This is a genomic window from Streptomyces sp. NBC_00285 (assembly GCF_036174265.1).
In the GTDB taxonomy this organism is placed as follows: Bacteria; Actinomycetota; Actinomycetes; order Streptomycetales; family Streptomycetaceae; genus Streptomyces.
Genome location: NZ_CP108055.1, coordinates 4,069,119 through 4,093,992, shown reverse-complemented (window position 1 = coordinate 4,093,992; position 24,874 = coordinate 4,069,119). Strand labels below are relative to the sequence as shown.

26 protein-coding genes and 1 pseudogene are annotated in these 24,874 nt (G+C 71.9%); 13 read left to right on the top strand and 14 right to left on the bottom strand.

Annotation, left to right across the window (positions count from 1 at the left end; translation table 11 throughout):
- The first annotated feature begins 40 nt into the window (after positions 1-40).
- On the top strand, positions 41-1,960 hold the full coding sequence (locus tag OHT57_RS18920; protein ID WP_328747613.1) for an AMP-dependent synthetase/ligase: 1,920 nt from the start codon (positions 41-43) through the stop codon (positions 1,958-1,960).
- A gap of 80 nt (positions 1,961-2,040) precedes the next feature.
- Here OHT57_RS18920 and OHT57_RS18915 read toward each other — a convergent pair whose 3' ends face one another.
- The 3 genes from OHT57_RS18915 to OHT57_RS18905 all read right to left on the bottom strand — a co-directional run bounded on the left by OHT57_RS18915 (position 2,041) and on the right by OHT57_RS18905 (position 4,097).
- A complete protein-coding gene (locus OHT57_RS18915; protein WP_328747612.1) occupies positions 2,041-2,451 on the bottom strand; it encodes a rodlin in 411 nt (136 codons plus the stop codon).
- A 126-nt stretch (positions 2,452-2,577) separates the two neighbouring features.
- Positions 2,578-3,588, bottom strand: a complete 1,011-nt coding sequence (locus OHT57_RS18910; protein WP_328753245.1) for an LCP family protein — start codon at positions 3,586-3,588, stop codon at positions 2,578-2,580.
- 107 nt (positions 3,589-3,695) lie between these two features.
- The gene (locus OHT57_RS18905) at positions 3,696-4,097 is read right to left on the bottom strand and encodes a rodlin (RefSeq protein WP_328747611.1); all 402 of its coding nucleotides are present in this window, start codon (positions 4,095-4,097) and stop codon (positions 3,696-3,698) included.
- Between the two features lie 222 nt (positions 4,098-4,319).
- On the opposite strand from OHT57_RS18905, the gene OHT57_RS18900 reads away from it, so the two are divergent.
- The 5 genes and pseudogenes from OHT57_RS18900 to OHT57_RS18880 all read left to right on the top strand — a co-directional run bounded on the left by OHT57_RS18900 (position 4,320) and on the right by OHT57_RS18880 (position 6,279).
- On the top strand, positions 4,320-4,736 hold the full coding sequence (locus OHT57_RS18900; RefSeq protein WP_328747610.1) for a rodlin: 417 nt from the start codon (positions 4,320-4,322) through the stop codon (positions 4,734-4,736).
- 258 nt (positions 4,737-4,994) lie between these two features.
- Positions 4,995-5,222 carry a chaplin ChpD gene (gene chpD / locus OHT57_RS18895; RefSeq protein ID WP_328753244.1) on the top strand — a complete coding sequence of 76 codons (228 nt, stop codon included), beginning with the start codon at positions 4,995-4,997 and terminating at the stop codon, positions 5,220-5,222.
- Between the two features lie 130 nt (positions 5,223-5,352).
- Positions 5,353-5,505: pseudogene (locus OHT57_RS18890) on the top strand (chaplin); the annotation flags it as partial.
- Between the two features lie 188 nt (positions 5,506-5,693).
- Positions 5,694-6,188: a hypothetical protein gene (locus tag OHT57_RS18885; protein ID WP_328753539.1), complete on the top strand. Its 495-nt coding sequence runs from the start codon at positions 5,694-5,696 to the stop codon at positions 6,186-6,188.
- Positions 6,189-6,195: 7 nt separating this feature from the next.
- Positions 6,196-6,279, top strand: a complete 84-nt coding sequence (locus OHT57_RS18880; RefSeq protein ID WP_328753243.1) for a hypothetical protein — start codon at positions 6,196-6,198, stop codon at positions 6,277-6,279.
- A 60-nt stretch (positions 6,280-6,339) separates the two neighbouring features.
- Here the strand turns inward: OHT57_RS18880 and OHT57_RS18875 are convergent, their stop codons facing one another.
- Positions 6,340-7,608: an FAD-dependent oxidoreductase gene (locus OHT57_RS18875; protein ID WP_328747609.1), complete on the bottom strand. Its 1,269-nt coding sequence runs from the start codon at positions 7,606-7,608 to the stop codon at positions 6,340-6,342.
- Complete coding sequence (locus OHT57_RS18870; protein ID WP_328747608.1) at positions 7,608-8,927, bottom strand: carboxylate--amine ligase; 1,320 nt, start codon at positions 8,925-8,927, stop codon at positions 7,608-7,610. Before OHT57_RS18870 ends, OHT57_RS18875 begins: the two co-directional genes overlap by 1 nt.
- Positions 8,928-9,063: 136 nt before the next feature.
- Between OHT57_RS18870 and OHT57_RS18865 the strand changes: the two genes are divergently transcribed.
- Positions 9,064-10,398, top strand: a complete 1,335-nt coding sequence (locus tag OHT57_RS18865) for a glycoside hydrolase family 26 protein (protein WP_328747607.1) — start codon at positions 9,064-9,066, stop codon at positions 10,396-10,398.
- Between the two features lie 28 nt (positions 10,399-10,426).
- Here the strand turns inward: OHT57_RS18865 and OHT57_RS18860 are convergent, their stop codons facing one another.
- Genes OHT57_RS18860 through OHT57_RS18820 form a run of 9 tightly spaced genes read right to left on the bottom strand, consistent with a single transcriptional unit; the run spans position 10,427 to position 20,891 of the window.
- Positions 10,427-11,539 carry a GNAT family N-acetyltransferase gene (locus tag OHT57_RS18860; protein WP_328747606.1) on the bottom strand — a complete coding sequence of 371 codons (1,113 nt, stop codon included), beginning with the start codon at positions 11,537-11,539 and terminating at the stop codon, positions 10,427-10,429.
- The gene (locus OHT57_RS18855; protein ID WP_328747605.1) at positions 11,536-12,213 is read right to left on the bottom strand and encodes a lipopolysaccharide biosynthesis protein; all 678 of its coding nucleotides are present in this window, start codon (positions 12,211-12,213) and stop codon (positions 11,536-11,538) included. The genes OHT57_RS18860 and OHT57_RS18855 overlap by 4 nt, the downstream gene beginning before the upstream one ends.
- Positions 12,210-13,364 carry a glycosyltransferase gene (locus OHT57_RS18850; protein WP_328747604.1) on the bottom strand — a complete coding sequence of 385 codons (1,155 nt, stop codon included), beginning with the start codon at positions 13,362-13,364 and terminating at the stop codon, positions 12,210-12,212. The genes OHT57_RS18855 and OHT57_RS18850 overlap by 4 nt, the downstream gene beginning before the upstream one ends.
- 1 nt (position 13,365) lies before the next feature.
- Positions 13,366-14,082: a polysaccharide deacetylase family protein gene (locus OHT57_RS18845; RefSeq protein ID WP_328747603.1), complete on the bottom strand. Its 717-nt coding sequence runs from the start codon at positions 14,080-14,082 to the stop codon at positions 13,366-13,368.
- Positions 14,066-15,838, bottom strand: a complete 1,773-nt coding sequence (murJ, locus tag OHT57_RS18840) for a murein biosynthesis integral membrane protein MurJ (RefSeq protein ID WP_328747602.1) — start codon at positions 15,836-15,838, stop codon at positions 14,066-14,068. The genes OHT57_RS18845 and murJ overlap by 17 nt, the downstream gene beginning before the upstream one ends.
- Positions 15,835-17,178: an O-antigen ligase family protein gene (locus OHT57_RS18835; protein WP_328747601.1), complete on the bottom strand. Its 1,344-nt coding sequence runs from the start codon at positions 17,176-17,178 to the stop codon at positions 15,835-15,837. The genes murJ and OHT57_RS18835 overlap by 4 nt, the downstream gene beginning before the upstream one ends.
- Positions 17,179-17,185: 7 nt before the next feature.
- Positions 17,186-18,610 (bottom strand): exopolysaccharide biosynthesis polyprenyl glycosylphosphotransferase, encoded by a 1,425-nt coding sequence (locus tag OHT57_RS18830; RefSeq protein WP_328747599.1) that lies wholly within the window; start codon positions 18,608-18,610, stop codon positions 17,186-17,188.
- Positions 18,607-19,782: a glycosyltransferase gene (locus OHT57_RS18825; RefSeq protein WP_328747598.1), complete on the bottom strand. Its 1,176-nt coding sequence runs from the start codon at positions 19,780-19,782 to the stop codon at positions 18,607-18,609. The genes OHT57_RS18830 and OHT57_RS18825 overlap by 4 nt, the downstream gene beginning before the upstream one ends.
- 50 nt (positions 19,783-19,832) lie before the next feature.
- Positions 19,833-20,891 (bottom strand): DUF3344 domain-containing protein, encoded by a 1,059-nt coding sequence (locus OHT57_RS18820; RefSeq protein WP_328747597.1) that lies wholly within the window; start codon positions 20,889-20,891, stop codon positions 19,833-19,835.
- A gap of 257 nt (positions 20,892-21,148) precedes the next feature.
- On the opposite strand from OHT57_RS18820, the gene chpG reads away from it, so the two are divergent.
- From chpG to OHT57_RS18790, 6 genes are all read left to right on the top strand, one after another.
- A complete protein-coding gene (gene chpG / locus OHT57_RS18815) occupies positions 21,149-21,388 on the top strand; it encodes a chaplin ChpG (RefSeq protein ID WP_328747596.1) in 240 nt (79 codons plus the stop codon).
- Positions 21,389-21,647: 259 nt separating this feature from the next.
- Positions 21,648-22,445 (top strand): hypothetical protein, encoded by a 798-nt coding sequence (locus tag OHT57_RS18810; protein WP_328747595.1) that lies wholly within the window; start codon positions 21,648-21,650, stop codon positions 22,443-22,445.
- Positions 22,446-22,617: 172 nt separating this feature from the next.
- Positions 22,618-22,905: a hypothetical protein gene (locus tag OHT57_RS18805; RefSeq protein WP_328747594.1), complete on the top strand. Its 288-nt coding sequence runs from the start codon at positions 22,618-22,620 to the stop codon at positions 22,903-22,905.
- Between the two features lie 161 nt (positions 22,906-23,066).
- Positions 23,067-23,564, top strand: a complete 498-nt coding sequence (locus OHT57_RS18800; RefSeq protein WP_328747593.1) for a DUF5949 family protein — start codon at positions 23,067-23,069, stop codon at positions 23,562-23,564.
- Positions 23,564-24,148 (top strand): vitamin K epoxide reductase family protein, encoded by a 585-nt coding sequence (locus tag OHT57_RS18795; RefSeq protein ID WP_328747592.1) that lies wholly within the window; start codon positions 23,564-23,566, stop codon positions 24,146-24,148. Before OHT57_RS18800 ends, OHT57_RS18795 begins: the two co-directional genes overlap by 1 nt.
- A 131-nt stretch (positions 24,149-24,279) precedes the next feature.
- Entirely contained in the window at positions 24,280-24,792 is a 513-nt protein-coding gene (locus tag OHT57_RS18790; protein WP_328747591.1) for a hypothetical protein, read from the top strand.
- Positions 24,793-24,874 lie beyond the last annotated feature (82 nt).

Here is a 24,874-nt window from a genome sequence, read left to right as displayed (position 1 = left end):
GTAGGTTGACCACCCAGTCAGAGCGGATCGGGGAGCCGGCATGGGCGTGCGCAAGGATCTGAAACGGGCGAAACAGCGCACCGACCTGGCGAGTCGCTCCAGGGTCGAGGTCGTCAAGGACGCCGCCGGCACCGTACGCGAGGCCCGGACCCCGGCCCTCGCCCGGCCTCTGACCACCGGAAGCATCGCGGACCTCCCGTTCACCAACGCGGCCGAGACCCCCGACGCCGTGATCCTGCGCCGCCAGGAGGAGGACGGCTGGCGCCCGGTCACCGCCCGGGAGTTCGCCCGCGAAGTCACCGCCGTGGCCAAGGGGCTGATCGCCGCCGGTGTCGAACCGGGCGGCCGCGTCGCCGTGATGTCCCGCACCCGCTACGAATGGACGGTCCTGGACTTCGCGATCTGGGCGGCCGGCGGCCAGACCGTCCCCGTCTACGCCACCTCCTCCGCCGAGCAGGTGGAATGGATCGTCCGCGACTCCGGTGCCCGGCACATCATCGTGGAGAGCGCCGAGAACGCGGACACGGTCGCCGTCGGTACGGCAGGCCACGAGGAGTCACCCCACTCCTGGCAGCTGGACGCCGGAGAACTCACCGGCCTCATCGCCCTCGGCCACGACCTGCCCGACGAGGAGGTCACCAAGCGCCGCGCCGCCCTGGTCCCCGACACCATCGCCACGATCTGCTACACCTCCGGCACCACCGGCCGGCCCAAGGGCTGCGTCCTCACCCACGCCAACCTGCACACCGAGGCCGCCAACACCGTCGAACTGCTCCACCCCGTCTTCGAGGCCGTCACCGACCAGGTCGCCTCGACCCTTCTCTTCCTCCCGCTCGCCCACATCATGGGCCGCACGCTCCAGATCGCCTGTCTGATGGCCCGCATCGAGACCGGCCACTTCCCGAGCATCAAGCCCGAGGAACTGCGCCCCGCGCTCAAGGAGTTCCGCCCGACCTTCGTCGTCGGCGTCCCGTACCTCTTCGAGAAGATCCACGCCACCGGCCGCGCCACCGCCGAGAAGCTGGGCCGCGCCGCCTCCTTCGACCGCGCCCACCGCGTCGGCGTCCGCTTCGGCGAGGCGTACCTGAACAAGTTCCTGGAGACCGGCAAGGGCCCGGGCCCCGGCCTCTACGCCGCCTGGGCCCTGTACGACCTGCTGGTCTACCGCCGGGTCCGGGCCGAACTCGGCGGCCGCATGCGCTACGCCATCAGCGGCGGCTCACCCCTGGACCGCGACCTCAACCTGTTCTTCTCCGCGGCCGGGATCATCATCTACGAGGGCTACGGCCTCACCGAGACCAGCGCCGCCGCCACCGTCGTCCCGCCCCTCGGCCCACGCCCCGGCACGGTCGGGCAGCCCGTCCCCGGCACCGCGATCCGCATCGCCGACGACGGCGAGGTCCTCATCAAGGGCGGCGTCGTCTTCGGCGCCTACTGGAACAACCCGCAGGCCACCGACGCCGTCCTGAAGGACGACTGGTTCGCCTCCGGCGACCTCGGAGCACTCGACGAGGACGGCTATCTCACCATCACCGGCCGCAAGAAGGACATCCTCGTCACCTCGGGCGGCAAGAACGTCTCCCCGGCCGTCCTGGAGGACCGCCTGCGCAGCCGGGCCCCCGTCGGTCAGTGCCTGGTCGTCGGCGACAACCGCCCCTTCGTCGCCGCCCTGATCGCCCTCGACCCCGAGGCGATGGCCCACTGGCTGTCGGTGAGGGGACTGCCCGCCGACACCCCGCACACCGAGCTGGTCCGGGACGAACGGCTGCGCGCGGACATCCAGCAGGCCATCGACCACGCCAACGCGGCCGTCTCCCGCGCCGAGTCGATCCGCGCCTTCCGACTGGTCGAGGGGGAGTTCACCGAGGACAACGGCATGCTCACGCCGTCCCTGAAGGTCAAGCGGCACACGGTGACGGCGGCGTACGCGGAGGAGATCGAGGCCATCTACCGCAAGTGAGGGCCCCCTTCGGCCCGAGGGCACGCGAAACGGCGGGCCACCGGAGGACCGGTGACCCGCCGTCGCGGAGGAACCGAGGCTCAGCTGCCGTTGGCGCCGTTGCCGGACAGGGCCGAGATGTCGTCCAGGATGTGCGACAGCGGCTCGTCGCCCTTGGCCTGGGTGGAGTTCTCGACACACTGCTGGTTCTGCGGGGCCGAGAGGACCGGCACGTCCTGGAGCACACCGACGGCGGCGACGCCGACGAGGCCCTGCAGGTTCAGCTTGGCCGGCAGGCCGACACAGGGCTTGTTCAGCGAACCCTGGACCAGCGAGAGCTGCGGGCTCATGTCGCCGAAGGTGGCCGAGTTGCCGAACTCCTGCGAGGCACCGTTGCCGCTGGCGGACGTGGTGCCGTGGTCGTTACCGATGGCAAGCGCCTGAGGAGCGGCCGCTCCGGCGATACCGGCGACGGAGGCGGCGACAGCGGCGGTTGCCCACAGCTTCTTCATGTTCATTCCCTTTCGAAATGCGGACTCCGGGGAGGAGCTGCATGATCGTCAACGCGCGAACCCCGGTCGGGGTTGCGCTCTTTGCCCCGATTGGCCCAGCGCGCACACAGGTCTCATGAGCGCCCCTCAGTCACAGGCGAAAGCACTCCCGCGCACGGTGACGGAACGTGTCATGCGCGGTGGGTCGTACGGCTTGGGATGTGCGCCCGCCTTCAGCAGCGGCCGGTCCTCGCGCAGCTTCGTGAACATCGCGTCCGCCTTCCTCCGGTCCCAGGCCAGCGTCGAACCGATGTCCGGCCGGGTCGGGTTGAATCCGGCGACCGGCACCGTCGCGAACTCGGTGTTCCTCGCCGGCACCTTGTGCAGCGCGGCCGCCAGCTCCATCAGATCCCGGGCGCCGAAGCCCTGGTCGACATGCCCGGACCCGAGGAGGGTGCGCACCAGGCCGGCCGCCGCCACCGGGTCGGTCAGCAGGTGCTTGCCCTGCAGCCCGCGCAGCGCCTGTACCAGGAACCGCTGCTGACGCTGGATCCGCCCGAGGTCGGCAGCCCGGTCCACCTTCCGGGAGCGGACGTATTGCAGCGCCTGCCCGCCGCCGAGCCGGTGTCTGCCCGGCAACAGATCGAGCCTGGTGGCCGGGTCCCTGAGAGGACGCGCGGTGCACACCTCGACACCGCCGACCTCGTTCACGGCGTCGATGAAACGCCGGAAGTCCACCTGGAGATAGTGGTCGAAGTCCATCCCGGTCATCGACTCGACGGTGGCTACGGTGAGCCTGGGCCCGCCCTCGGCGTACGCGCCGTTGATCTTCGAAGGGCGTGCCGGGCGTTTCGCGCCGGTGGCGTCGTCGCGGTGGGGCGGGATGTCGGCGTAGGAGTCCCGTGGCAGGGCGACGACGCTCACGCGGTCCCGGCGGGCCGACACGTGGACCACCATCAGGACGTCCGTGCAGTCACAGGCGAAGCCGCCCGCGTGGAACTCGCGCTTCTCGGCGGCGGTGATGGTGTCCCGGCCGTCCGTGCCCATCAGCAGGATGTTCGTGCCGTGCGGAGCGGGGGCGGTCCGGCCGGGGAGAGCGGCGCCCGACAGCAGCAGGGCGGAGGTCGCCAGGACGACCGAGGCAAGGGGTCTCTTCATCGTCACGCGACGCAAAATAAGCCAGCGGGCCGCCATTGATACGGCGGCCCGCTGACGGGGGCTCAGAAACCAGCCCCAGGGCTCATCGGCCCACGGTGAGCGACAGCTCAGCTGCCGTTGGCGCCGTTGCCGGACAGGGCCGAGATGTCGTCCAGGATGTGCGACAGCGGCTCGTCGCCCTTGGCCTGGGTGGAGTTCTCGACACACTGCTGGTTCTGCGGGGCCGACAGGATCGGCACGTCCTGGAGCACACCGACGGCGGCGACGCCGACGATGCCCTGCAGGTTCGCCTTCGCGGGCAGGCCGATGCAGGGCTTGTTGAGCGAGCCCTGGATGAGGGCCATCTGCGGGCTCATGTTGCCGTAGGTGGCGGAGTTGCCGAACGACTGCGAAGCCCCGTTGCCGCTGGCCGACGTGGTGCCCGTGTCGTTGCCGATGGCCATGGCGGGGGAGGCGGCACCGACGACGGCCGCGGCGACAGCGGCCGAAGCCAAAACCTTCTTGATCACGTGAGTAGTCCTTTTCTGGAGAAACCCCGTCCACCGGAGCGCTCTGGTCAACTGCCGCGGGCCCGCTTGGTTGCTGCTGTTCACTCCGATGGCCCACAGGCGACTTTTGTCGACTCCATACCGCGTGCGGGCCGTTCGGGTGACGCGTCGAAACCAATCGAGCCGTTACCGGTTGATGCGGACGCAGGACGGTGTGTCCCGTGCCTCAGGAAAGGAAGCGAAATGCTGAAGAAGGCAATGGCCACGGCGGCGGTAGCCGCGGCCGTCGTCGGTGTCACGGCGACGGCCGCCCCGCAGGCGCTCGCCATCGGCAACGACAACGGCACCACGTCCGCCAGTGGCAACGGTGCCCACAGCGCGTTCGGCAACCAGATGACCAAGGGCAACATGAGCCCGCAGGCCACGCTGGTCCAGAGCTCGGTCAACAAGCTCTGCGTCGGCCTGCCCGCGAAGGCGAACCTCCAGGGCATCGTCGGTGTCCTCGCCGCCGTCGGTGTGGCCCAGGACGTACCGGTCCTGTCGGCCCCGCAGAACCAGCAGTGCGCCGAGAACTCCACCCAGGCCAAGGATGACGAGCCGGCCTCGCACATCCTGGACGACATCTCCGCCCTGTCCGGCAATGGTGCCAACGGCAGCTGATCAGTCGTCAAGAAATCGCCCGGGTGAACGCCCGGGCGATTTTTTTGTGCTGATACACCGTCAATCTCCATTGCGAATACTCGTATGACGCGTTTCATCCAAGGCGTTCGAGTGAATTACCCGGCAACACACGTTCCGCAGTTTCTTCCGCTGTCTATCCCTCGTTCTACAGCCTGCAGGTCATGGTGCGAGCCGTTCCGACTGTGCTCGCTCGGTTTCGACCGTCATAGAGGCATGACCGCAGAGAAGGGAAATCTCATGAAGAAGACCGCTGCTGTCGTCGCGGGCGCAATCATGGCCCTCGGCATGGCCGCCCCGGCCTTCGCCGACGCCGGCGCCGAGGGTGCCGCCATCGGTTCCCCCGGTGTCCTCTCGGGCAACGTCGTTCAGGTTCCCGTTCACGTGCCCGTCAACGTGTGCGGCAACACCGTGAACGTCATCGCCCTGCTGAACCCGGCGTTCGGCAACGCCTGCGTCAACGACTGACGACGTAACGCATCACAGCCGCCCGGCTGTGCACGGCCGGCCCCGGACGTCTTCCATTCGTTCGGGGCCGGCCTTTCCCACTTCTTCAAGCAGGAAGACAACGAGATTGCGCCAGACCCTGAGTAAGGGAATGGTCGCGGCCGCAGCCGCGACGAGCATTCTGTCCCTGTGCGGCAGCCCCGCGATCGCCGGCTCGCATGCGGGCGGGGCAGCCAAGGACTCGCCGGGCGCGCTGTCCGGCAACACCGTGCAGGCGCCGCTGGAGGTGCCGGTCAACGCCTGCGGCGACTCCGTGGACGTGATCGCCGCGCTCGACCCGGCCTTCGGCAACTCCTGCGCGAACGGCCCGGCCTCGCACAAGGGCGGATCGCACGGCCGCCACGGCTCCCACGGCCACGGCTACGGCGACGATCAAGGCTACGGCGGCGAAGACTGCGACAGCGACGCCGGTTACGGCGGCCACGGCGAGGAATGCGGCGAGGAGACGACCCCGCCGACGAAGCCGCCGACCGGGCCTCCCACGTCGCCGCCCACCACCACTCCGCCGACGAAGCCGCCGACTTCGCCGCCCACGGGTCCGCCGACCGGTCCGCCGAGCTGGCCCCCGACGGGTCCGCCCACCACGCCCCCGACGGGGCCCCCGACGTCCCCTCCCACGGGTCCGCCGACGGGGCCGCCCACGACCACGCCGCCGACGAAGCCGCCGACCGGGCCACCCACGTCGCCCCCGACGACCACGCCGCCGACGAAGCCGCCGACCGGGCCTCCCACGTCGCCTCCCACGGGTCCGCCCAGCACTCCGCCGACGAAGCCGCCGACTTCGCCGCCCACGGGTCCGCCGAGCTGGCCTCCGACGGGTCCGCCCACCTCGCCCCCGACGTCCCCTCCCACGGGTCCGCCGACGGGGCCGCCCACGACACCGCCCACGACACCGCCGCAGCTGCCCCACACCGGCAGCAGTGGTGAGGCCCTGTTGGGTGCCTCGGGTGTCAGTGCCGCGATGATCGTGGCCGGGGCCGTCCTGTACCGACGAGGCAGAGCCGCGTCCCGTCGGTAGGACCGCGCCGGGTGCCGGGCGCGTCCAACCGCCCGGCACCCGCGCCCGCTCTGTGCGCCCTCAGCGGCGCACCGCGTCCACCGCACCCCGCCCGTCCCGGCTCTCCGGCACCCGGACCGCCCCGACGGACGGTGTCCCCTTGTCCAGTCGCCTTCGCACTCCCCGCACCAGCGCTCCCGCCGTGTACGTCGCCCCGTGCACGAAGCGCATCGCCGGGCCGTACCCCGACGCCGTCACCAGACCGGCCATGAAGAGCCCGGGGTGCGACGACTCGAAGTCCCGCCCGATCTCCGGCGCCCCGTCGGCCCCCGCGGCTAGGCCCCCGCGCAGTTCCTCCGACAGGAGTTCCAGCCGCTCGCGGGTTGCGGTGAACCCCGTTGCCGCGATGACGTGCTCGGTCTCCAGCGGGCGCACCGTACCGGCCCGGTCCCGTACGTCCAGCCGTACGCCCCCCGCCACCGCGCGGGCCGCCGAGACCTCCTGACCGAGCAGCAGCTCGACACTGCCCTCCACCCGGTCACGCACCCACCAGGCACCAGCGGGCCCCAGCGCGGTGCCCGCGATCCGGGCCCGGGTCGTCTCGGGGAGACGGTGGAAGAGGCCGGGGCGCTCGGCGTAGAACCAGTTGCGCCAGCCGCAGCCGAGGCCGCTGTGCGGGGAGCGGGCCGACCGCCACCAGGGGCGCTCCCAGGGCGGCGGCACGTCGTTCCAGGTCAGTCGGGCCGCGCGGGCCAACACCCGGGTGTGCGTGCCCTGTTCGGCGAGCAGCGCGGCCGTCTCCAGGGCGGCCTGACCGCCGCCGATCACCGTGACGTCCCCGCCGCGGAAGCGGTCGAGCGCGCTGTGGTGACTGCTGTGCGAGACCAACGCGGGGTCCAACTCGCGCAGGGCACCGGGGACTTCGACGAACGGCATGACCCCGACGGCCAAAGCGACCGTGCGCGCGTGCAGGACCTCGCCGTCCTCGGTGACGGTCTCGAAGCCGCCCGGGCAGGGCGACACCCGGGTCACCGTGCGCTCGTCCACCTCGGGCACGGCGTTGCGGGCGAACCACAGTCCGTACGCGGCGAACATCTCCACCGGGATCGGCTCCCCGTGCCGGGCCGAGACACCCTGGCCCGCGCAGTACCGCTCCAGGGTCCAACGCCCCTGCGGGGAGGAGAGGTTGGACGCCCACGGTTCCGACTTGAGGAACATGCCGCGGGGCATGTGGTCGCGCCAGGACGCCATGGGCCGGCCGAAGACCTTCAAACGCAGTCCGGCGGCCGCCGCGTGGGACGCGATCGACAGCCCGTACGGGCCCGCGCCCACCACCAGCAGGTCATACATCAGCAGCTGCTCGCTTTCTCGTCGCCCGGCAGATCGGAGAGACCGGTCGGACCGGTCAGGTCGGTGAGGTCGGTGAGGGACGCCACGGGGGCGGCCGCCTGGCGGACCACGTGCGCGGCGTCCCCGTGCCCGCGCCGCGCGCACAGTCGGCGCGCCCGGTCGAGCAGGCGCCGGGACACATGGCGGCCCCACAGCGTCCACATCGCCCACCCGGGTCCCCGGTCGTCCGCCGCGTGCCACGCGAACTCCCGTCCGCCGGATGCCGGGCGCAGTGCGGTGAGCGGCGCGTAGTTCTCCACGACGAACGCCCGCCCCGGCAGCGGCACCCCGTCCGGCAGCGCCCGGTGCGTCAGGTCCAGGTGCAGCGCGCGTACGACGTCGAGGCCCGCGGAGTCGGCGAAGAGCCGGAACTGGGCGCCGGGCCGCGGGTTGAAGTCCAGCAGGTGGTAGTCCCCCGTGGTGCCGCAGCGCCGGAAGTCGAGGTCGAGGATGCCGCGGTAGCCGAGCGCGCCGGCCAGCCGTTCGGCGAGCGCCCGCACCCGCGGGTTGGACCGCCAGTGGCCCACCGCGGTCAGGCCGGCGCCGCGCGGCCAGGACTGTTCCTTGACGCCGGAGCCGCCCGCGCGCATCGTGCCGGAGCGGTCGGCGTACCCGTGGAAGAACCAGTCGCCGTCCGGGCCCGGCGGCAGGAACTCCTGGAGCAGCAGCCGGCTGCCCGCCTCCGCCGAGCGCCGATACAGCTCGCGGGCCTGCTGCGGGGACTGCACCACCACCGTGCTGCGCAGCCCGCCCTCCGTCGGCAGCAGCCAGGGCCGGCTCCACTTGGCGACCACCGGCAGCCCCAGCCGCCAGGCCATCGCGGACGCCTGCTCGGCGCTCTCCGGGACCAGCGTCACCGGGTGCGGCACCCCCACCGCCGCGCACACCTCGGCCAGTTCCGCCTTGTCCGCCACCCGCTCGGCCAGCGCCCCGGGTTGCTGCGGCAGCAGATAGGAGGGGGCCAGCTCCTCGCGCAGAGCACCCACCGCGACGGCGCTCGCGTCGTCCATGGGGATCAGCACGGCGGGGTGCGGGATCCGGGCGGCCACCCGGCGCAGCACGGCGGCGATGTCACCCGCCGAGGCGCCCGGGGGCGGCGGCGGATGCAGCTGCCGTACGAAGCGGGAGCCCCCGACCGGACTCCCCGTGCAGTCGGCGACCACATGCACGTCCACGCCCGCCCTGCCGAGCGAGCGCACGGCACCCAGCGTGCCGTGGTGAAAGGGATTCCGGTCGATCCGCAGCAGCACGGCGGGGACTCGGGTGTCGAACAGCGACACGGGCTATTCCTTCGGGTCGGTTCACTCGTGCGGACCATGGCGCCACTCGAAAGCCGTAAGCGCGGTGGCGGAATTCATATTGATATGACTGAGTGTCAGTTATCGGATAAGCGCGAGAGTGAGGAAAGGAGCAGGAATGGACTCACAGCAACGACGGACTCGTACCGGACGGCTGGCGTTCATCGCGGTGACAGTGGCCGCGTCGGCCGCCCTGGCGTCGGGTCCGGGGTTCGCCGCGGGGGTGGTGCGGGTCGCCGATCCTCCCGCTCCGGCCGCGGTCACGCCCGTCCCCGAACCCCCGCAGACCCCTGCCATGCCGGCCGGAGTGACGCCCGCACCGGGGACCGTCGCACCGGTGGAGCCCGTCCAGCCTGTGGAGCCCGTGCCGCCGGTCACGCCCAAGGACGTCCCCGCCTTCGGCGCCTACCTCGACTACGGCGCCCGCGGCATCTCCCGCATGGCCGACCTCAGCCGCTGGCTGGGCAACGCCGACATGCGCGTCGGTCACACCTACCTGCCCGGCGACCGCTGGAGCAACATCGAGGGCAGGCCGGGCTTCCTCGACATCTGGGCGGACTGGCGCACCGAGCGCGCCGACCGGATGCTCGTCCTCAACGTCCCCATGCTGGAACGCAACGAGGACAACGTCTCCGACACCGAGGTCCGCTACCTGCTGCGCCGGGGCGCGGCCGGTCAGTTCGACGCGCACTACCGCGCCCTCGCCGAGCACCTGGTCGAGCTGAAGGTGCCGGACACGGTGATCGTGCTCGGCTGGGAGATGAACGGCACCACGTACACCCATCGCTGTGGTCCGGACCCGGTGGCCTGGAAGAGGTACTGGAACAGGATCGTCACCACCATGCGGTCGGTACCGGGCCAGAAATTCAAGTTCGACTTCACCCCGACGCGCGGCCGGGACGCCGTTCCGTGGACCCAGTGCTACCCGGGTGACGACACCGTCGACATCGTCGGCATGGATTCCTACGACCAGCCGTCGGGGCTCACTTTCGACGAGCAGATCAAGGAGCCCTACGGCCTTCAGGCGCACGTGGACTTCGCGAAGGCCCACGGAAAGCCCATCTCGTATCCCGAATGGGGGCTTTTCCGCAACGGCGACAACGCCGAGTACATGAAGCGCATGCTCGGCTGGATGGACGAGCACAAGCCGCTGTACAACACGCTGACCGACTACTGCCCGCACGGCGTGTGGCAGTGCTCGGCCAACCCCAAGTCGTCCGAGGTCTACCGGTCGGTGCTGTTCGGCCGTACCGGTGAACCGACCACACCCACAACTCCCACAACTCCTACGACACCCACGACACCTCCCGCCGAACCCACGAAGCCGCCCACCACGCCCACCACGCCCACGACTCCGCCGAACTGCTCGCCCCTGCAACTGGGCGACTGGGTGGAGTACTGGCTCGGCGGGAAGCTGTGCCTGCGCTTCGACTGGTTCTCGCGCAACCGCTAGCCGCACCACCCGGTGGCGGCAGGCCCTCTCAGGACCTGCCGCCACCGGCATGTTCCCTCCGCTCCTTCCAGCGCAGCAGCAGTTCCTTGCCCCGCCGCCGCGCGGCCACGTCACAGACGACCGCGGACAGCAGCGGTGCCGTGTGGTTCCGGGCCAGCAACAGCCTTTGGTTGACCACCGGTTCGGGCCGCCAGTGCTGCTTGTACGGCTCGTTGCCGCGCAGCAGGCTCAGCGTGCCGCGGCCGCCCTCACGGGTGTGTTCGGTACACGCGTCGAGCAGCATCACCGCCACGTCCGCCTTCCGCTCCCGCAGCCGCGGATGCGCGCCGTACAGGTAGCCGCCCGCCAGCCGTCGCGACAGCAGTGTCAGATCGACGGCCACCACGTCGTCGTCCAGCCGGAACTCGGTGACCACCGCGTCCCCCGCACGCACCATCGGCCCGACGGAACGCACCAGGTGGTCGCAGAACCGCGGCCGCAGATGCTCCGACGTCACCTTGCGGCCCTGCCACTGGAGCTGGTGCAACTCGATGAGCCGCCGCAGCGCCGAGTCCACCTCGTCCGGGCGTACGACATGACGCTCGACCCCGAGCGAGGTCAGCTTGCGCAGCTTGGCGCGCACCCGCTGCTGGGCCTTCGCGGACGGCAGCCGGGCGACCAGCTCGTCCATCGGTACGGCGGGCAGCTCCAGGCACATCGAGTCGCCGACCCGGCGCCGGGGCCCGCTCCAGTGCTCGTAGATCCGCTCGGCCGCGCCGCCCGGGCGCACCTCGCGGAAGTCGACCAGCGCGGTGCGAGCGGCCCGGGCGAGGCCCTCGGTGAGCGCGGCCACCGCGTCCTCGCCCCGCTCGTCGTCCAGCAGGACGTCCCCGTAGTCGGAGATCGCCCCGCCCAGCGGCACGAGGGACGGCACCGGGCGGCCCACCCGCATCAGCGGGGCGACGGCGACCAGTTCACCCCCGTGCCGGACCAGGACCAGGCGCAGCCGCCCGGGCCGGCCGTACGACAGCCACCAGGAGTGCAGCCAGGCGTGGCTCTGGAACGGGGTCGCGGCCTCACACCGGCGGTACAACTCGGCCCACTCGGGGCCCAGTTCGGTGAAGGTCTGCTCGTCGGTGACGAGGTGGGTCGTGTACGTCACAGCTGTCCGTGGGCTTCGGCGGCCATGGCCGGGGCGGGCACCGATGCCGGGCGGCCCTGGTCCCGGCCGGACCCGGACCGCCGTGGCCGGGCCAGCAGCACCAGGCCGCCGAGCAGCCCGCCCGCGCTCGCGCCGACCAGACCCGTCACCGCCGGGGAGGCCGAGGACGGTTCGGTGGGCTTGGTGGCGCGGGCGAACTGCTGGAGCTCGACATTGGTGGCGTTCTTGGTGTCGTTCGCGTGCCGGGTCAGGGCGCGCGAGACCGCGTTGGCCATGTCGGCGGCGACGTCGGGGCGGGCGGCGGTTGCCGTGATGGCGACCATCGGCGCGTCCGGCGAGGTCGCCGCCTGCACGCCCGACTGCAGCGTCTTCACCGACACCCCGGCCCACACCTGGGCGTCGCCGAGCACCGCGACCTGCGTGGCGACCCGGCCGTAGGCCTGCGCGAAGCCCAGCGCGGACGCCGAGTCGGACTTCTCGGTCGGTACGGCGACCACGTACGCCGTGGCCGTGTACGCGGGCGGCTTGGCGAGGCCGTAGGCGCCGCCGAGCAGTCCGCCGGCGAGGACGCCGGCCGCGATCAGCGACCAGGAGGGGAGGGCCTTGGCGCGGGCCAGGGCGGCCGGGCGGCGAGGACCGGTGGGGCGCTCGGTCGTGGAGGTCGAGGAGGTCATGGGGAACTTGCTCCCTGGGGTGACGGGGACACGGAAGGGGCGGCCAGGGCGGCCGTGTAGACGTTCATCAGCCGGGCGGCGCTGCGGGTGATGCTGTAGTGGTGGGCGGCGTCGGGTGCGGTGCGAGGCCCGGAGTCCTGTGCGCGGGTGGCCGCGACGGCACGGGCGAACGTGCGGGCGTCGCAGGCGACTTGGCGGGCCGCGCCCGTCGTCTCCGGCGGCAGGTCCTCGATCGCCGGGCAGGAGGCGTAGAGCACCGGCAGCCCGGCCGCCAGTGCCTCCACCGCGGCGAGACCGAAGGCCTCCTCGGGGGAGGGGGAGGCCAGCAGGTCCATCGCCGAGGTCAGCGAGGGCAGGTCGGGGCCGGGTGAGCCGTCGGGGACGTAGGGGCGTTCGCCGGTGAACAGGACCCGGTCGGCCACGCCCGCCTGGTGCGCGGTACGCCTCAGCAGGTGTTCCTCGGGGCCGCCGCCGACCAGCAACAGACGGCAGATGTCCGGGAGTTCGACAAGTGCGCGGATCAGGATGTCGAAGCGCTTGCCGGGGGTGAGGCGTCCGACGCCGCCGATGACGTACGCCGTCTCGGGCAGGCCCAGGAGCCGCCGGGTGCGCAGCCGGCTCGCCGGGTCGAAGCGGAAGCGGTCCAGGTCGATGCCGTTGGGGACGACCTCGATCCGGGGTGCGGGCACGCCCCAGCGGCGCAGCCGGTCGGCGACCGTGGGGGAGACGGCGACCGTGGACCGGCCCAGGCGCTCGCTGGCGAGGTAGAGCCCGCGCACCCCTCTGGTGAGTCTGCGGCCCTCCATCTGCGAGTCGCCCAGGGAGTGTTCGGTGGCGACGATCGCGCGGACCCCCGCGAGCCGGGCGGCGAGACGGCCGTAGACGCAGGCCCGGTAGAGGTGGGTGTGCACCAGGTCGTAGCCGCCGGACCGGATGTGCCGGACCAGGCGGGGCAGCGCGCCCAGGTCCCGGTTCCCGGTCATCCCGAGGTGCGTCACCCGCACGCCGTCGGCGATCAGTCCGTCGGCGACCGGGCCCGGGTTGGTCAGTGTGACGACCTCGCAGTCGACCGGCAGATGCCCGAGCAGCAGCCGCAGTTGCTGCTCGGCACCGCCCACGCCGAGCCCGGTGATGACATGGAGGGCCTTCACCTCAGATCCCCTCGACGGGGCGGCGGCGCAGCCGGTGCAGCCGGTACTTGAGGAAGAGGCGTACGGCGGTGTCGTTCTGCCCGATGTGGACGCGGGGCAGGGCGAGGGGACTGTTGATCTCACCGGGGTCGATGGCGCAGCCGTAGGTGTACCCGGCTTCCCTGACGGCGTCGACGACGCGCTGGTCGAGGGTGCCGTACGGGTAGCAGAAGCCGGCGACGGGGGAGTCGGTCAGCTCCTCCAACAGCTTTCTGCTGTCGGCCACTTCGCTGTGCAGCGCGATGTCCTGAGCCTGCGTCAGGTCCACGTGGGCCAGCCCGTGCGAGCCGATCTCGATGCCGGCCCGGGCCGCCGTCCGGATGCCGTCGGCGGTGAGGAGCGGCTTGCGCGGGCCCAGCGGGTCCCAGGCGTTGTCGCCGCCGAGCCTGCCGGGCAGCACGAAGAGGGTGGCGCCGCAGTCGTGACGCGCGAGGACGGGCAGGGCGTCGTCGACGAAGTCGGCGTACCCGTCGTCGAAGGTGAGGCCCACCAGGCCGGTGCGGCTGGGTGCGGCGAGCAGCTCGGACACGGAGACGCCCCGCAGGCCGCGGCGGCGCAGCCAGGACAGCTGACGGTCGAGGCGGTCGGGCGTGACGGTGATGCGGTAGGGGTCGTCGGAGCAGTCGCCCACCGAGTGGTACATCGCGATCCACGGGGTGGATTCAGGAGGTGCGGCCATGAGTGAGCCTTCGTGTGACGGAGCGGACGGACCGGACTACGGGTTCGAAGCCCTGGGAGCCGAGGGCCCGGGCGAGGAGGGAGAAGACGACGAGGACGGTCGCCGCGCCGGTGACCAGGCCGGTCAGGGCGGAGTCGGCCCGGCTCGCGACGAAGGCGCCCGCCAGGGTCGCGACCACGGCCGCCCGCACCGGCCGGCTCAGCTCGGCGAGCACCTGCCGGGTGCGGATCGGGACGCTGCGGCGACGCATCCCGGCGAGCAGCAGGGCGGCCGTGACGGTGATGCCGGAGGCGTTGGCGGCGGCGATCCCGAGGACACCCCAGGGGCCGACCGTCCAGGCGCCGACCCATGAGGTCACGACGATCCCGGCGGCCATCGCGGAGACCGGGTACCAGGTGGGGCGGCCCGCGGAGAAGTAGGAGCGCACCAGGCAGCCGGTCACGGTCTGACCGAGCAGCCCGAGCGCGTACACCCGCATGACGTCCGCGGTGGCGGCGGAGTCCCGGGCGGTGAACGCGCCCCGCTGGAAGAGGAGTTCGACGATCTGGGGAGCGCAGGCGATCACCGTGGCGGCGCCGAGCAGCACCACGCAGACCGCGAGCGCCAGGTCCCGCTCGACTCGGGTGCGGGCCCGCTCGACGTCACCGTCGGCCAGGGCGCGGGCGACCACGGGGAAGGTGACCGTGCACAGCATCAGCGAGAGGGTCATCGGGATCTGGGCGACCTTCTGCGCGTAGTTCAGGTGCGAGATGGCGCCGGCGGGAAGGGTGGAGGCGAGGAAACGCTCGATGAGGACCTGGGACTGACGGCACAGCGCGAAGAGCAGCACGGTGGCGACGAGGGATACGGACACCGCGCGCTCGGTGCTCTCGACGAGCTCGGCCCGGACGGTTCGTCGGCGACACAACTGCCGTACGAAAGAGGGCAGTTGGATCAACGCCATCAGTCCGCTGCCCACCGCGACCCCGAGCGCCGCGGACCGCACGCCCCAGTGCCCGCCGAGGACGTACATCGCCGTGATGATGCCCGCGTTGTACGCCACGTAGATCGCCGCCGGTGCCACGAACCGGCGGTGGGCGCGCAGGGCCGCGCTGAAGTATCCGGTGAGTCCGAAGCCCAGCACGCACAGCGCGGTCAGACGGGTGCAGTCGACGGCGAGCGCGGGGTGGGGCAGGCCGGGCGCGAGAGCCTCGACGAGCTGCGGGGCGGTGCCGACGATCAGCGCGGACACTGCGACGAAGGCGAGCGAGAGGCGGGGCAGGGTCGTCGCGACCAGCGAGCGGACCGGGTCGCCGGGAGCGCCCTGGGCCCGCCGCGCCAGCGCCAGACTGAACGCCGGGATCAGCACGAAGGCCAGCCCGTCCTCGATCAGCAGCGTCGACGCGAACTCCGGCACGGTCCACGCGACGAGGAACGCGTCGGTCTCGCTGCCGGCGCCGAAGAGCCGCGCCAGGGCCTGGTCGCGGAGCAGCCCCAGGAGGGCGCCGGCGATGGAGAGCACCGCGGTGACGAGGGTGGCCTTGGCGAGGAACCCCCTTGAGACGGGGGCGAGTTCGGTATCGGCGGAGCGGGCGGGGGGAACGGCGGGGGCGGCCGTGGCGGTGGCACCGGCTCCCTGGGCGGTCGCGTGGGCTCGTCCGTGCGGGGTTTCGGGGGCCCGGCCATGGACGGTTCCGTAGGTCGAGGTGGTGCGGCCGTTCGCGGACGGCCCCGAAGCCCGCGGCTCCCGGGACGCCCGTGGCCGCGTCACCCTCATCGGACCGCGGCCTTCTCGGCCGGCTCGCGTACCGGGGCCTCGGGCCCGGCCGGCTCCTCGGTGTCGCCCGAGCCCAGCGCCCACCACGCCGCCAACCCGAAGCACACCGCCGTCAGCACCGTCGAGGTCCCGCCGATGTCGGCGTACGCGAAGTCCGTCAACTGCCAGGCCAGCAGCCCGCAGGCGACCAGCGCACAGTCGAGACCCGGGCCCGCCCGGCGGACCCGGACCAGCCGGCGCAGACCGCACACCAGCAGGGCCAGCCAGCCGCCCGCCAACGCCAGCAGCCCGATCAGGCCCTGTTCGGCGAGGACCAGCAGATACATGTTGTGCGGGGACAGCAGCGGCTGCTTGCGGAACCCGGAGCCCGCGCCCTCTGTGTCGCTGCCCGCGGACAGCGACAGTGCGGCGTGCGCGTCCCGGTGCTCCGGGAAGCCCTTCAATCCGACGCCGTTCAGCGGGTGTTCGCGCCACATCCCGACGGCCGCCGCCCACATCGTGTACCGGTCGGTGACGGACTGGTCGGGTGCGTCGGTGACCTGCGTGATGCTGTCGACCCGCTCCTGGAGCATCGCCGAACCGACCCCGAAGCCTCCGACGAGGATCACGCCCAGGGCGGCCACCACCGCCCCCACCTTCAGCGCCCGCCCGAGACCGGCCAGCATGAACTGCACGACGATCGTCACCACGGTGGCGATCCACGCGCCCCGGCTGAAGGACAACGCCAGGGGAACCAGCAGCGCGAGAGCGCAAGCGGCGGCAACAGCCCGGTGCCGTACCGGAGTCTGTCCCAGAGTCAGCCCCACCGCGCACACCAGACCGAAGGACACGACGGTTGCCATGCCCATCACGTCCTGCGCCCCGAAGGTGCCGACCGCCCGGATCTCCTCACCCTGGTAGGAGGCACCGGTCCCGGTCAGGAACTGGTGGACACCGACCGTCCCCTGCCACAGCGCGAGCCCCACGAACGCCCAGGCCAGCAGCCGGAAGTCACCCCGGCCGCGGATCAGCAGCAGTACGGCCGCCGGGACCAGCACGAAGATCTGCAGATAGCGGCCCATGCCGGTCAGCCCGGCACCCGCCGAGGACGCGCCCATCGCGGCGACGGCCAGCCCGATCACCGGCAGCCCCAGCAGCACGGCGGCCGTGCCGGACAGCGGGCGCCGTCGCTCCCGCAGGAGCCGCAGCACGCAGTACAGCACCGCCAGCGCGGAGACCGCGTCGGCCGGTCCCGCGCCGCCGTCTCCGCCGGGGCCGATGGGCAGCGCGAGGAGAGCGATCACCACCAACACCGGCAGGACCGGGGGCAGTTCGCGGACACGGGTCAGGGGGTGGGTCATGGGCGGCTCAGCTCCCCGTCGGACGCACGAGCGCGGCCGCGGTGCGCAGCAGGATGCAGATGTCCTGCCACAGCGACCAGTTGTCGATGTAGGCGTTGTCGAAGCGGGCCCGGTCCTCGATGGAGGTGTCGCCGCGCAGCCCGTTGATCTGGGCGAGACCGGTGATGCCGGTCCGCATCCGGTGCCGGGCCGCGTAACCGGGGTAGGTCTGGCTGAACTTGCCGACGAAGTAAGGGCGTTCGGGGCGCGGACCGACCAGGCTCATGTCGCCCCAGAAGACGTTCCACAGCTGGAGCAGCTCGTCCAGGGAGGTCTTGCGCAGGAAGCGGCAGAACCAGGACATCCGGATCTCGTTCGCCACGCTCCACCGGGTCGCGGCCTCGCGCTCGTCGACCGGGCGGTGGGTGCGGAACTTCAGCAGCGTGAACGGCTTGCCGTCCTTGCCGATGCGCTCCTGGCGGAACACCACACCCCGGCCGTCGGTCAGCCGCAGCACCACCGCGCACACCACCAGCAGCGGAGCGACCAGCAGGAGCAGGGTCCCGGACACGGCCACGTCCAGCACCCGCTTGCCGACGCTGCCACGCCGCCGTCGACCCATGTCCAGACGGCGGCAGGAGAACCCGGCGAGCTGGTGCCGCGTCGCGTACGACGGAGAGTCCGCGTCCACCTCCCACACCGCGCAGCCCGACTCCGCGAGCGCCCGCAGCAGCGGCCCCTGTTCGGACCGTACGGAGGGATGGACGGCGAGAACCTCCCGTACGCCGTTCTGGATGAGGGCGCGCTGGACCTCCTCGCCCGTCATCAGTACGGGCAGCCCCTCGGAGCCGTCCTGCTGGTCGGACACCACGCCCACCGGCCGCACCCCGCAGCGCGGATGGCGCAGCACGGCGGCGGCCACGCGCTGCGCGGTGCCCGCCGGGCCGACGACGAGGGCGGCGCGCGGTCGGGCCAGCCGGGCCGTGCGGCGGCGCCAGTGCACGCTGCCGCGGCCCACGCAGGCCACCACCGACTGGATCAGGAAACCGCCGGCGAGCGTGCCGGCGCCGAGGGCCAGGTCCGCGTCGTAGGCGGCGACGAGTGCCGCGACCGCGAGCCACGCCACCGCGATCCGGCCGCAGACGGTGGGCAGTTCGTCGAGGATTCCCGGTACGGGCCCGGGCAGCTGCGGGCGCAGCAGTGTCGACGCGGCGACCAGCAGGGCCGCGAGCATCGGATGGCGCAGGGCCTCGGCCATCGCGGAGGCACCGATCAGGGCGGCGAAGACATCGGCCGCGAGCAGCGGCACCGGCGACGCGGGCCGGGCCGGAGGCCGGCGCAACGGGAACCGGAAGCCGGTGGTGGTGCCGCGTGGCGGCATGAGCGAGACAGGCGAGAATCGCAGATTCCGTGGCTGCCCGCCGGGCGAGGGGACGGTACTTTCCGCGGTCACGAGTGGATGGACTCCCTGTACTCGGTGGGCGCGATGCGCCCTGCGAACTCGCCGCCGAGGAGCTCGCGGTACACGTCCGCCACCGCCCCGGCCGTGTGCCGTACGTCGTGTGTGGCCAGGACGTGCCGACGCCCCTGATGGCCGATCGACTCGCGCAGCAGCGGGTCGAGCAGCAGATCGCTGACGGCGCGCGCGAGGGCGGCCGGATCACCGGGCGGCACGAGGCAGCGCGGGGCGAGACCCGGCGGCAGGCTCTCCCGGGCGCCGTCGACGTCCGTCACCACCACCGGCCGCCCGCACGCCATCGCCTCCAGCGGCGCCAGCGCCATGCCCTCCCAGCGCGAGGGCAGGACGACCAGGTCGGCGGCCTGGTACCAGGGCACGCTGTCGGCGACGGAACCCGCGAACACCACGGACCGCGGCGACCTGTCCCTGAGGGCGGCGGCGTCCGGGCCGTCACCGACCAGCACGAGCCGAGCCCCGGGCACCCGCGCCAGGATGGCCTCCCAGGCCCGCAGCAGGACGTCCTGGCCCTTCTGCCGGCACAGCCGCCCCACGCACATCACGAGCGGGGCCGCCGGATCGACATCGGGCAGCAGCGACGCGCGTACGGTGTCGACGGCGGCGGGATGGAAGCGCTGCGGCTCGATGCCGTTGGGGATGACACTCCAGCGGCCGGCGATCCCGGCGCGCACGCCGGTCGCACGCTCCGCCTCGCTCACACACACCATCCGGTGCGCCCAGCGCGCCCCCTCCCGCTCCCACCGCAGCGCGAGCGCCGAGGTGGGTCCGCCGACCGCCTCGAAGGACCAGGCGTGCGGCTGGAACACGGTCGGGATCCGCCCCCGCACCGCGAGCCGGCCCGCGAGCCCGGCCTTCGCGCTGTGCGCGTGCACCAGGTCGGGCCGCACCTGGCCGATCACGCGGGAGAGCCGCCGTACCTCCCCAAGGAGCGCGGGGCCGGGCGAGCGGGTCGCAGCCCAGGGCAGTACGTTGGCGCCGAGCGCCCGGAGTGCGGGTGTGAGCGGGCCGTCCGGGCAGGCGACCGTGACGTGCAGGCCCGCCGCGAGTTGGGCCCTCGCCAGGTCCGTCACCACCCGGGCGACCCCGCCGTCCACCGGCTGGGTGAGGTGCAGGACCCGTGGCCGGGGGTCGGTGCCTGACTGGTGCATGCGCGGTTTCCTCGCTCACGGGTGGTGCTCAAGAGGGGCGGGAACGCGCCTCATTTGCGGGCATCGACGGCGGCGAAGAGCACACCGGTCCACGCCGCGTCGCGCTGGGAAACGAGCCGGAAGGCCAGCTGGTCACCACCGGACCCGAGCGCCTTGCCGAGATCGAACACATCCGAGTCGTAGCCGAGGGTGTTCGAGTACGAGGGCTCACGCCGTGCAGGGGCAGGTCCGGGCTCACTGATGGTCGAATTCAGTACGTCTGTACGGGGGTTGGCGGTGTCGGTGAGGGGTCCCCCCGGTCGGCCGTCCGTCGAAAGAGTGAACGAGTCACCCGTTCGGCCGCGGTCGCCGTTGTACGCGACGAGCCCGACGCGGCCCGTGGCCCCCTTCGGAAAGGGCACCCGGATCGTCGCCCCGACGCCGGCGGCCGGTGTGTCGAACCCGTCCCAGAGCACGAGGTGTCTGAGGGGCTCGCGCGGGTTCTCGTACGCCGCCACGAGCGTCCATCCGCCCCAGGCGCCGGCGACCGACCTGCCCATCGCCACATTGACCTGGGCCACCGTGTACAGACCCGAACCGCTCGCGCGCACCAGCTTCGTGACGTCCGCCGAGGCCTGGAAGGCGTCCGCGCCCTGTGCCACCCGGTGGCCCACGACTGTGTCGGCGAGGACCTCCTTGTACTGGCCGCCCGGCTCGGCGACGAGCACCCGCCCGTTGTCCTTCGGCGGCTTCTGCTCGCCCACCTTGAGGTTGCCGCCCCAGTACAGGCGCGCGTACGTCACCCGGGAGCCCGCAGGCAGCCGGACCTCGGCGCGGGAGGAGTTGTAGGTGTTCGGGTCGCTGTCGACGTCCACGTAGAACATGTCGAAGTCGCCGTTGACGGCCCGGCCCTCACGGGCGGCAGAGCAGGCGGCCGCCGTCGTACGGCAGCTGATCGAGGTGTTGGCCGCGCGGACCATGCCGCCGTGCTGGAGCGCGTGGTGGCGCTCGGCGAACGGGATGCGCTGCCCCTCCGGCGAGGGCGGCGCGGGCGGCGCGGCGGCTACGGCGAGGAGGGCCAGGGAGACCGCCAGGGTGCGACGCAGTAGCGGACCCGGGGATTTAGGCATGACCGGCGTTGCCCTTCCGGAAAGTACGGGCCCCTATGGGTGCGACGAGCTGGCTATAGGGGTGTTTCAGGAGGTCCGCAACACTAGTCGCTATCCGTATTAATCAGCTGAAAGGCGACAAGTGTGTCGGAATGGCGGAGTCGCGGCTCTCGTGAGATCACCCCATTGGGGGCACAACCCGCGGGCGCGTCGCGCGTTGACACAGCGCCGGGCATCCCCGCCCGGATGTTTGTGTCAACCCCAAGGAGCACCTCCCCATGTCGCGTATTGCGAAGGGCCTGGCCCTGACGACTGTTGCTGCCGCCGCCGTTGCGGGCAGCGCCGGCCTCGCCGTCGCCGACTCCGGCGCGCAGGCCGCCGCCGCCCACTCCCCGGGTGTGCTGTCGGGCAACGTCGTCCAGGTTCCGGTTCACATCCCGGTCAACGTCTGCGGCAACACGGTCAACGTGATCGGCCTGCTGAACCCGGCGTTCGGCAACACCTGCGTCAACGACTGACGTCAACGTCGTCCCCTTTGCCGGCCGGGCTCCCGTGACTCCATCACGGGAGCCCGGCCGGTTCTCGTTTCCTTCGGCCCGTTGCCCCGAATGGGGGTCGGGGGCCCGATGTGGTCGGCTGCGCTTGACATGGCCCTCACCAGGGGGAACGCAAGGTTGACGCGGCGGACGTGATTGCGTGGCGTATTCGCTCGGTTGCAGAGCGCGGTGGGCGCTTCCACGGTGGACACAAGATCCCTCGTGCTCGAAAGGAACACCCATGCGTGGTCTGCCCGCCCGGCGTATCGCCTCCTCTGCCCTCTGCGGCGCCCTTCTGCTGGGGCTCGCCGGACCGGCCGCGGCGGCGGCCGAGACCGAAACGGCTCGGGCCCGCGTCCAGGCCGCCTCCCGGGCGCCCGTTCCCGGTGCGGACGCGCTCCTCGCCCAGGTCCAGGGCCTCGGGAACCTCGGCGCGGTGCTCACCCCGGTCACCGATCTGCTCAACGCCGTACTGAAGGCCGACAGCGGCCAGCTCTCGCCCGAGGAGGCGACCAAGCTCGGTGACGCCGTGAAGGACGCCATCGCCAAGGTCTCGGCCGCGGCTCCGGCGGCGCCGGCGGTACCCGTGGCCCCGCCGGCCCCTACGCTGCCGACGAGTTCGCTGCCCACGAGTACGCTTCCGGCGCTTCCCTCGCTCACGAAGAGCGCCGACGACTCCAAGGCCTCGGCGGCTTCGGCGGCTTCGTCCGCGATGCTTCCGGCCGACCTCGTCGCCGACTCGCTGGCCGCTCTCCAGAAGGCGGTCGACACGCTGCTCAAGGCCGTCACCTCCGGCGACGTCACACAGGTGGTCCCGGCGGTCACGGGCGTGCTGACCGGGCTGGTCAACGTCCTCGCCGCCACACTGCTGGGCGGGAAGCTGCCGCTCCCCAACCTGCCCGGGCTGCCGGCACTGCCGAGTCTGCCCAGCCTGCCGACGAGCTCGCTGCCCACGAGTTCACTCCCGACCAGCTCCCTGCCGACCAGCTCGCTCCCGACGAGTTCGCTGCCGACCTCGGGTCTGCTGCCGGTGTCGTAAGGCGTATGTGTTCGAACCGTTTCGTTGCGCCGGCCCTTTCCGGGGGCCGGCGCAACGGCTTTTTCATGAAAGCCCAATTACTGCGCGCGGGGTTTCCGTATCGGACAGAGATCGTTGGGCACGACGTCCGAATTCCCTCCGGTGACGTGAGTTGCCGACAGAAAGGAACCCGATGAAGTCCCTGAAGGCCGCCGCCGTAGTTGCCGGTTCCCTGGCCCTCGCCGGTGCCGCCGCGCCCGCGTTCGCCTACGACACCGCCGACCTCACGCCCACCAGCCTCAACGGCGCCGTGAACACGCTCACCAGCGGTCGGCTCGAGCCCGGCGACGCGATGCCGCTGCAGCACCAGTCGGACGCGCTCGACACCGAGAACAAGGACTCCGTGCTCAACACCGTGAAGGGCGCGACCACCACCCTGAACTCAGGCGGTCTTCTCGGTGGTCTTCCGCTTCAGAGCTGACATTCCTCTCGTGCCGTCAGGACCGGTGTCACACCGCAAGAGACCGGTCCTGTCAGCCTGTTCGACGTGCTTCCCTCGTTCGTGTGGAGCGGACGCGGGCGATCGCCCGGTCGGGTGAGAAGGCAGCCGTCGGCCTTCCGGTGCGTCGATAAGGTCACGCGGTGACCTCAACCTCAAGCGAAACCCGACCCTTCCACGCCCCAGATCTGGGGACGCTGGTCGTGATGGCCTGGAGCGGCGAAGCCCCCGACGGCGACATGCCCTACCTCCTCGCCTACTCCCTCGGCGACGGCGTGGCCGGCCCGGAGGGCTCGACGGCCGCCGTCGAGGCACTGCTGGAGAACAACGGCCTGCCCGTCGGCGGCGACCTCGTCGACGGCAAGGCGCGGCCCAGCCTCCCGGTCAGCCTGCTCGTCGAGGCCGGCACCGCCGTCGTCACCATGCCGGGCTTCAACGCCCAGTGCGTCCCGCCGCCCGAGTGGCTCGCGGCGGTCGAGGAACGCGGCTTCTGCTACTTCGTGTTCACCACCCGACCCTGGCCCGAGGCCGAGCCCGGCAAGCCCGTCGACCCCGAGGCACTGGCCGCCTTCGCGGGTTCCGAGGAGACGCTGAACGAGGCGGCGCACATCGTGCTCTCGCCCCGCAACCTGCGCGGCTGATGGATCGGACCGCAGGCGGCAGTCGCGGGTTCGCCACACTGCTGGTGATCACAGGGGCCGCCGGACTGTGGGCCGCCTGGGTGATCACCCTCGACAAGTTCAAACTGCTGCAGGACCCGGACTTCACCCCGGGCTGCAGCCTGAACCCGGTGGTGTCCTGCGGCAGCGTCATGAAGAGCGACCAGGCCTCGGCCTTCGGGTTCCCCAACCCGATGCTGGGCCTGGCCGCCTACGCCGTCGTGATCTGCGTGGGCGTCGGTCTGCTGGCCGGCGCGCGTTTTCCCCGCTGGTACTGGCTGACGTTCAACGCCGGCTGTGTGTTCGGCGTCGGATTCGTGTCGTGGCTCCAGTTCGAGTCGCTGTACCGGATCAACGCGCTGTGCCTGTGGTGCTGTCTGGCGTGGGTCGCCACGATCGTCATGTTCTGGTGCGTGACGTCGTTCACCGTGCGCGGTGGGTTCCTGCCCGCACCGGGCGGGGCGAGGACGTTCTTCGCCGAATTCGCCTGGGTGCCACCGCTGTTGCACATCGGGATCGTCGGGATGCTGATCCTGACGCGCTGGTGGGACTTCTGGACGAGCTGATTGCCGTACGTCCTATTACTGCGGCAGACGGGGGAATCTTGTACTGGTCTCAGGCCCGGAATCGTTACGGGAGAAGGACGTTGAGCTTGCCGATTCCCGATTCCTGATTCCCGAAAGGCACCGTACCTGAGATGAAGTCGACCACCCGAGGAACCATTGCCGCCGTCATCACGGGCGTAGCGGCCGCGGTGGGCGCCGCCACCCCCGCCGTCGCGGTGGGCACGGTTCCGGTCCCCGTGCCGCTGGAGGGCGTCGAGAACTCCCTCAACATGCAGCTGCCGAAGCTCGGTGCGGAACTTCCGCTGCTGACGCCCGGCGCGCCCGAGGGCCCGCAGTACGTCGAGGGGCGGCTCATCCCCGAGCGGGTGCTGCCGCAGGTGCCGGTCGGCGGTGCGCTGCCCGGCGCGGGCCTGCACGCCCCGCTGCCGCACATCCTCGGCGACGACTTCGACCACGTCGGCGTCGCGGCCCCGGCCTCCGACCTGCGGACCCTGGCTCCCGGCCTGGACGTGGACGCCCCGCTCACCGCGCCCAACCCCGACAACTACGGACTCCCGGACGCCAAGCTCCCCCAGGTGGGCATCCTGGCCCCGGTTCTCCAGACGGTCCCGGGCGCGGACCTGGTGACGGGCCCGGGCCTGTAGGACCGACCTGATCGACGGGCCCGGGCGCTTCTGCCCGGGCCCGTCGGTTTTCGCGGCCCTTCGACGGTGACCGAGAGGGGGG

Excerpts from the sequence above, each read along its gene's own strand:
- OHT57_RS18920 (WP_328747613.1), top strand. The coding sequence starts at position 41 with ATGGGCGTGCGCAAGGATCTGAAACGGGCGAAACAGCGCACCGACCTG.
- OHT57_RS18915 (WP_328747612.1), bottom strand. The coding sequence starts at position 2,451 with ATGAAGAAGCTGTGGGCAACCGCCGCTGTCGCCGCCTCCGTCGCCGGT.
- OHT57_RS18910 (WP_328753245.1), bottom strand. The coding sequence starts at position 3,588 with ATGAAGAGACCCCTTGCCTCGGTCGTCCTGGCGACCTCCGCCCTGCTG.
- OHT57_RS18900 (WP_328747610.1), top strand. The coding sequence starts at position 4,320 with ATGCTGAAGAAGGCAATGGCCACGGCGGCGGTAGCCGCGGCCGTCGTC.
- chpD (WP_328753244.1), top strand. The coding sequence starts at position 4,995 with ATGAAGAAGACCGCTGCTGTCGTCGCGGGCGCAATCATGGCCCTCGGC.
- OHT57_RS18885 (WP_328753539.1), top strand. The coding sequence starts at position 5,694 with ATGCGGCGAGGAGACGACCCCGCCGACGAAGCCGCCGACCGGGCCTCC.
- OHT57_RS18875 (WP_328747609.1), bottom strand. The coding sequence starts at position 7,608 with ATGTATGACCTGCTGGTGGTGGGCGCGGGCCCGTACGGGCTGTCGATC.
- OHT57_RS18865 (WP_328747607.1), top strand. The coding sequence starts at position 9,064 with ATGGACTCACAGCAACGACGGACTCGTACCGGACGGCTGGCGTTCATC.
- OHT57_RS18855 (WP_328747605.1), bottom strand. The coding sequence starts at position 12,213 with ATGACCTCCTCGACCTCCACGACCGAGCGCCCCACCGGTCCTCGCCGC.
- OHT57_RS18845 (WP_328747603.1), bottom strand. The coding sequence starts at position 14,082 with ATGGCCGCACCTCCTGAATCCACCCCGTGGATCGCGATGTACCACTCG.
- murJ (WP_328747602.1), bottom strand. The coding sequence starts at position 15,838 with ATGAGGGTGACGCGGCCACGGGCGTCCCGGGAGCCGCGGGCTTCGGGG.
- OHT57_RS18835 (WP_328747601.1), bottom strand. The coding sequence starts at position 17,178 with ATGACCCACCCCCTGACCCGTGTCCGCGAACTGCCCCCGGTCCTGCCG.
- OHT57_RS18825 (WP_328747598.1), bottom strand. The coding sequence starts at position 19,782 with ATGCACCAGTCAGGCACCGACCCCCGGCCACGGGTCCTGCACCTCACC.
- OHT57_RS18820 (WP_328747597.1), bottom strand. The coding sequence starts at position 20,891 with ATGCCTAAATCCCCGGGTCCGCTACTGCGTCGCACCCTGGCGGTCTCC.
- chpG (WP_328747596.1), top strand. The coding sequence starts at position 21,149 with ATGTCGCGTATTGCGAAGGGCCTGGCCCTGACGACTGTTGCTGCCGCC.
- OHT57_RS18810 (WP_328747595.1), top strand. The coding sequence starts at position 21,648 with ATGCGTGGTCTGCCCGCCCGGCGTATCGCCTCCTCTGCCCTCTGCGGC.
- OHT57_RS18805 (WP_328747594.1), top strand. The coding sequence starts at position 22,618 with ATGAAGTCCCTGAAGGCCGCCGCCGTAGTTGCCGGTTCCCTGGCCCTC.
- OHT57_RS18795 (WP_328747592.1), top strand. The coding sequence starts at position 23,564 with ATGGATCGGACCGCAGGCGGCAGTCGCGGGTTCGCCACACTGCTGGTG.
- OHT57_RS18790 (WP_328747591.1), top strand. The coding sequence starts at position 24,280 with ATGAAGTCGACCACCCGAGGAACCATTGCCGCCGTCATCACGGGCGTA.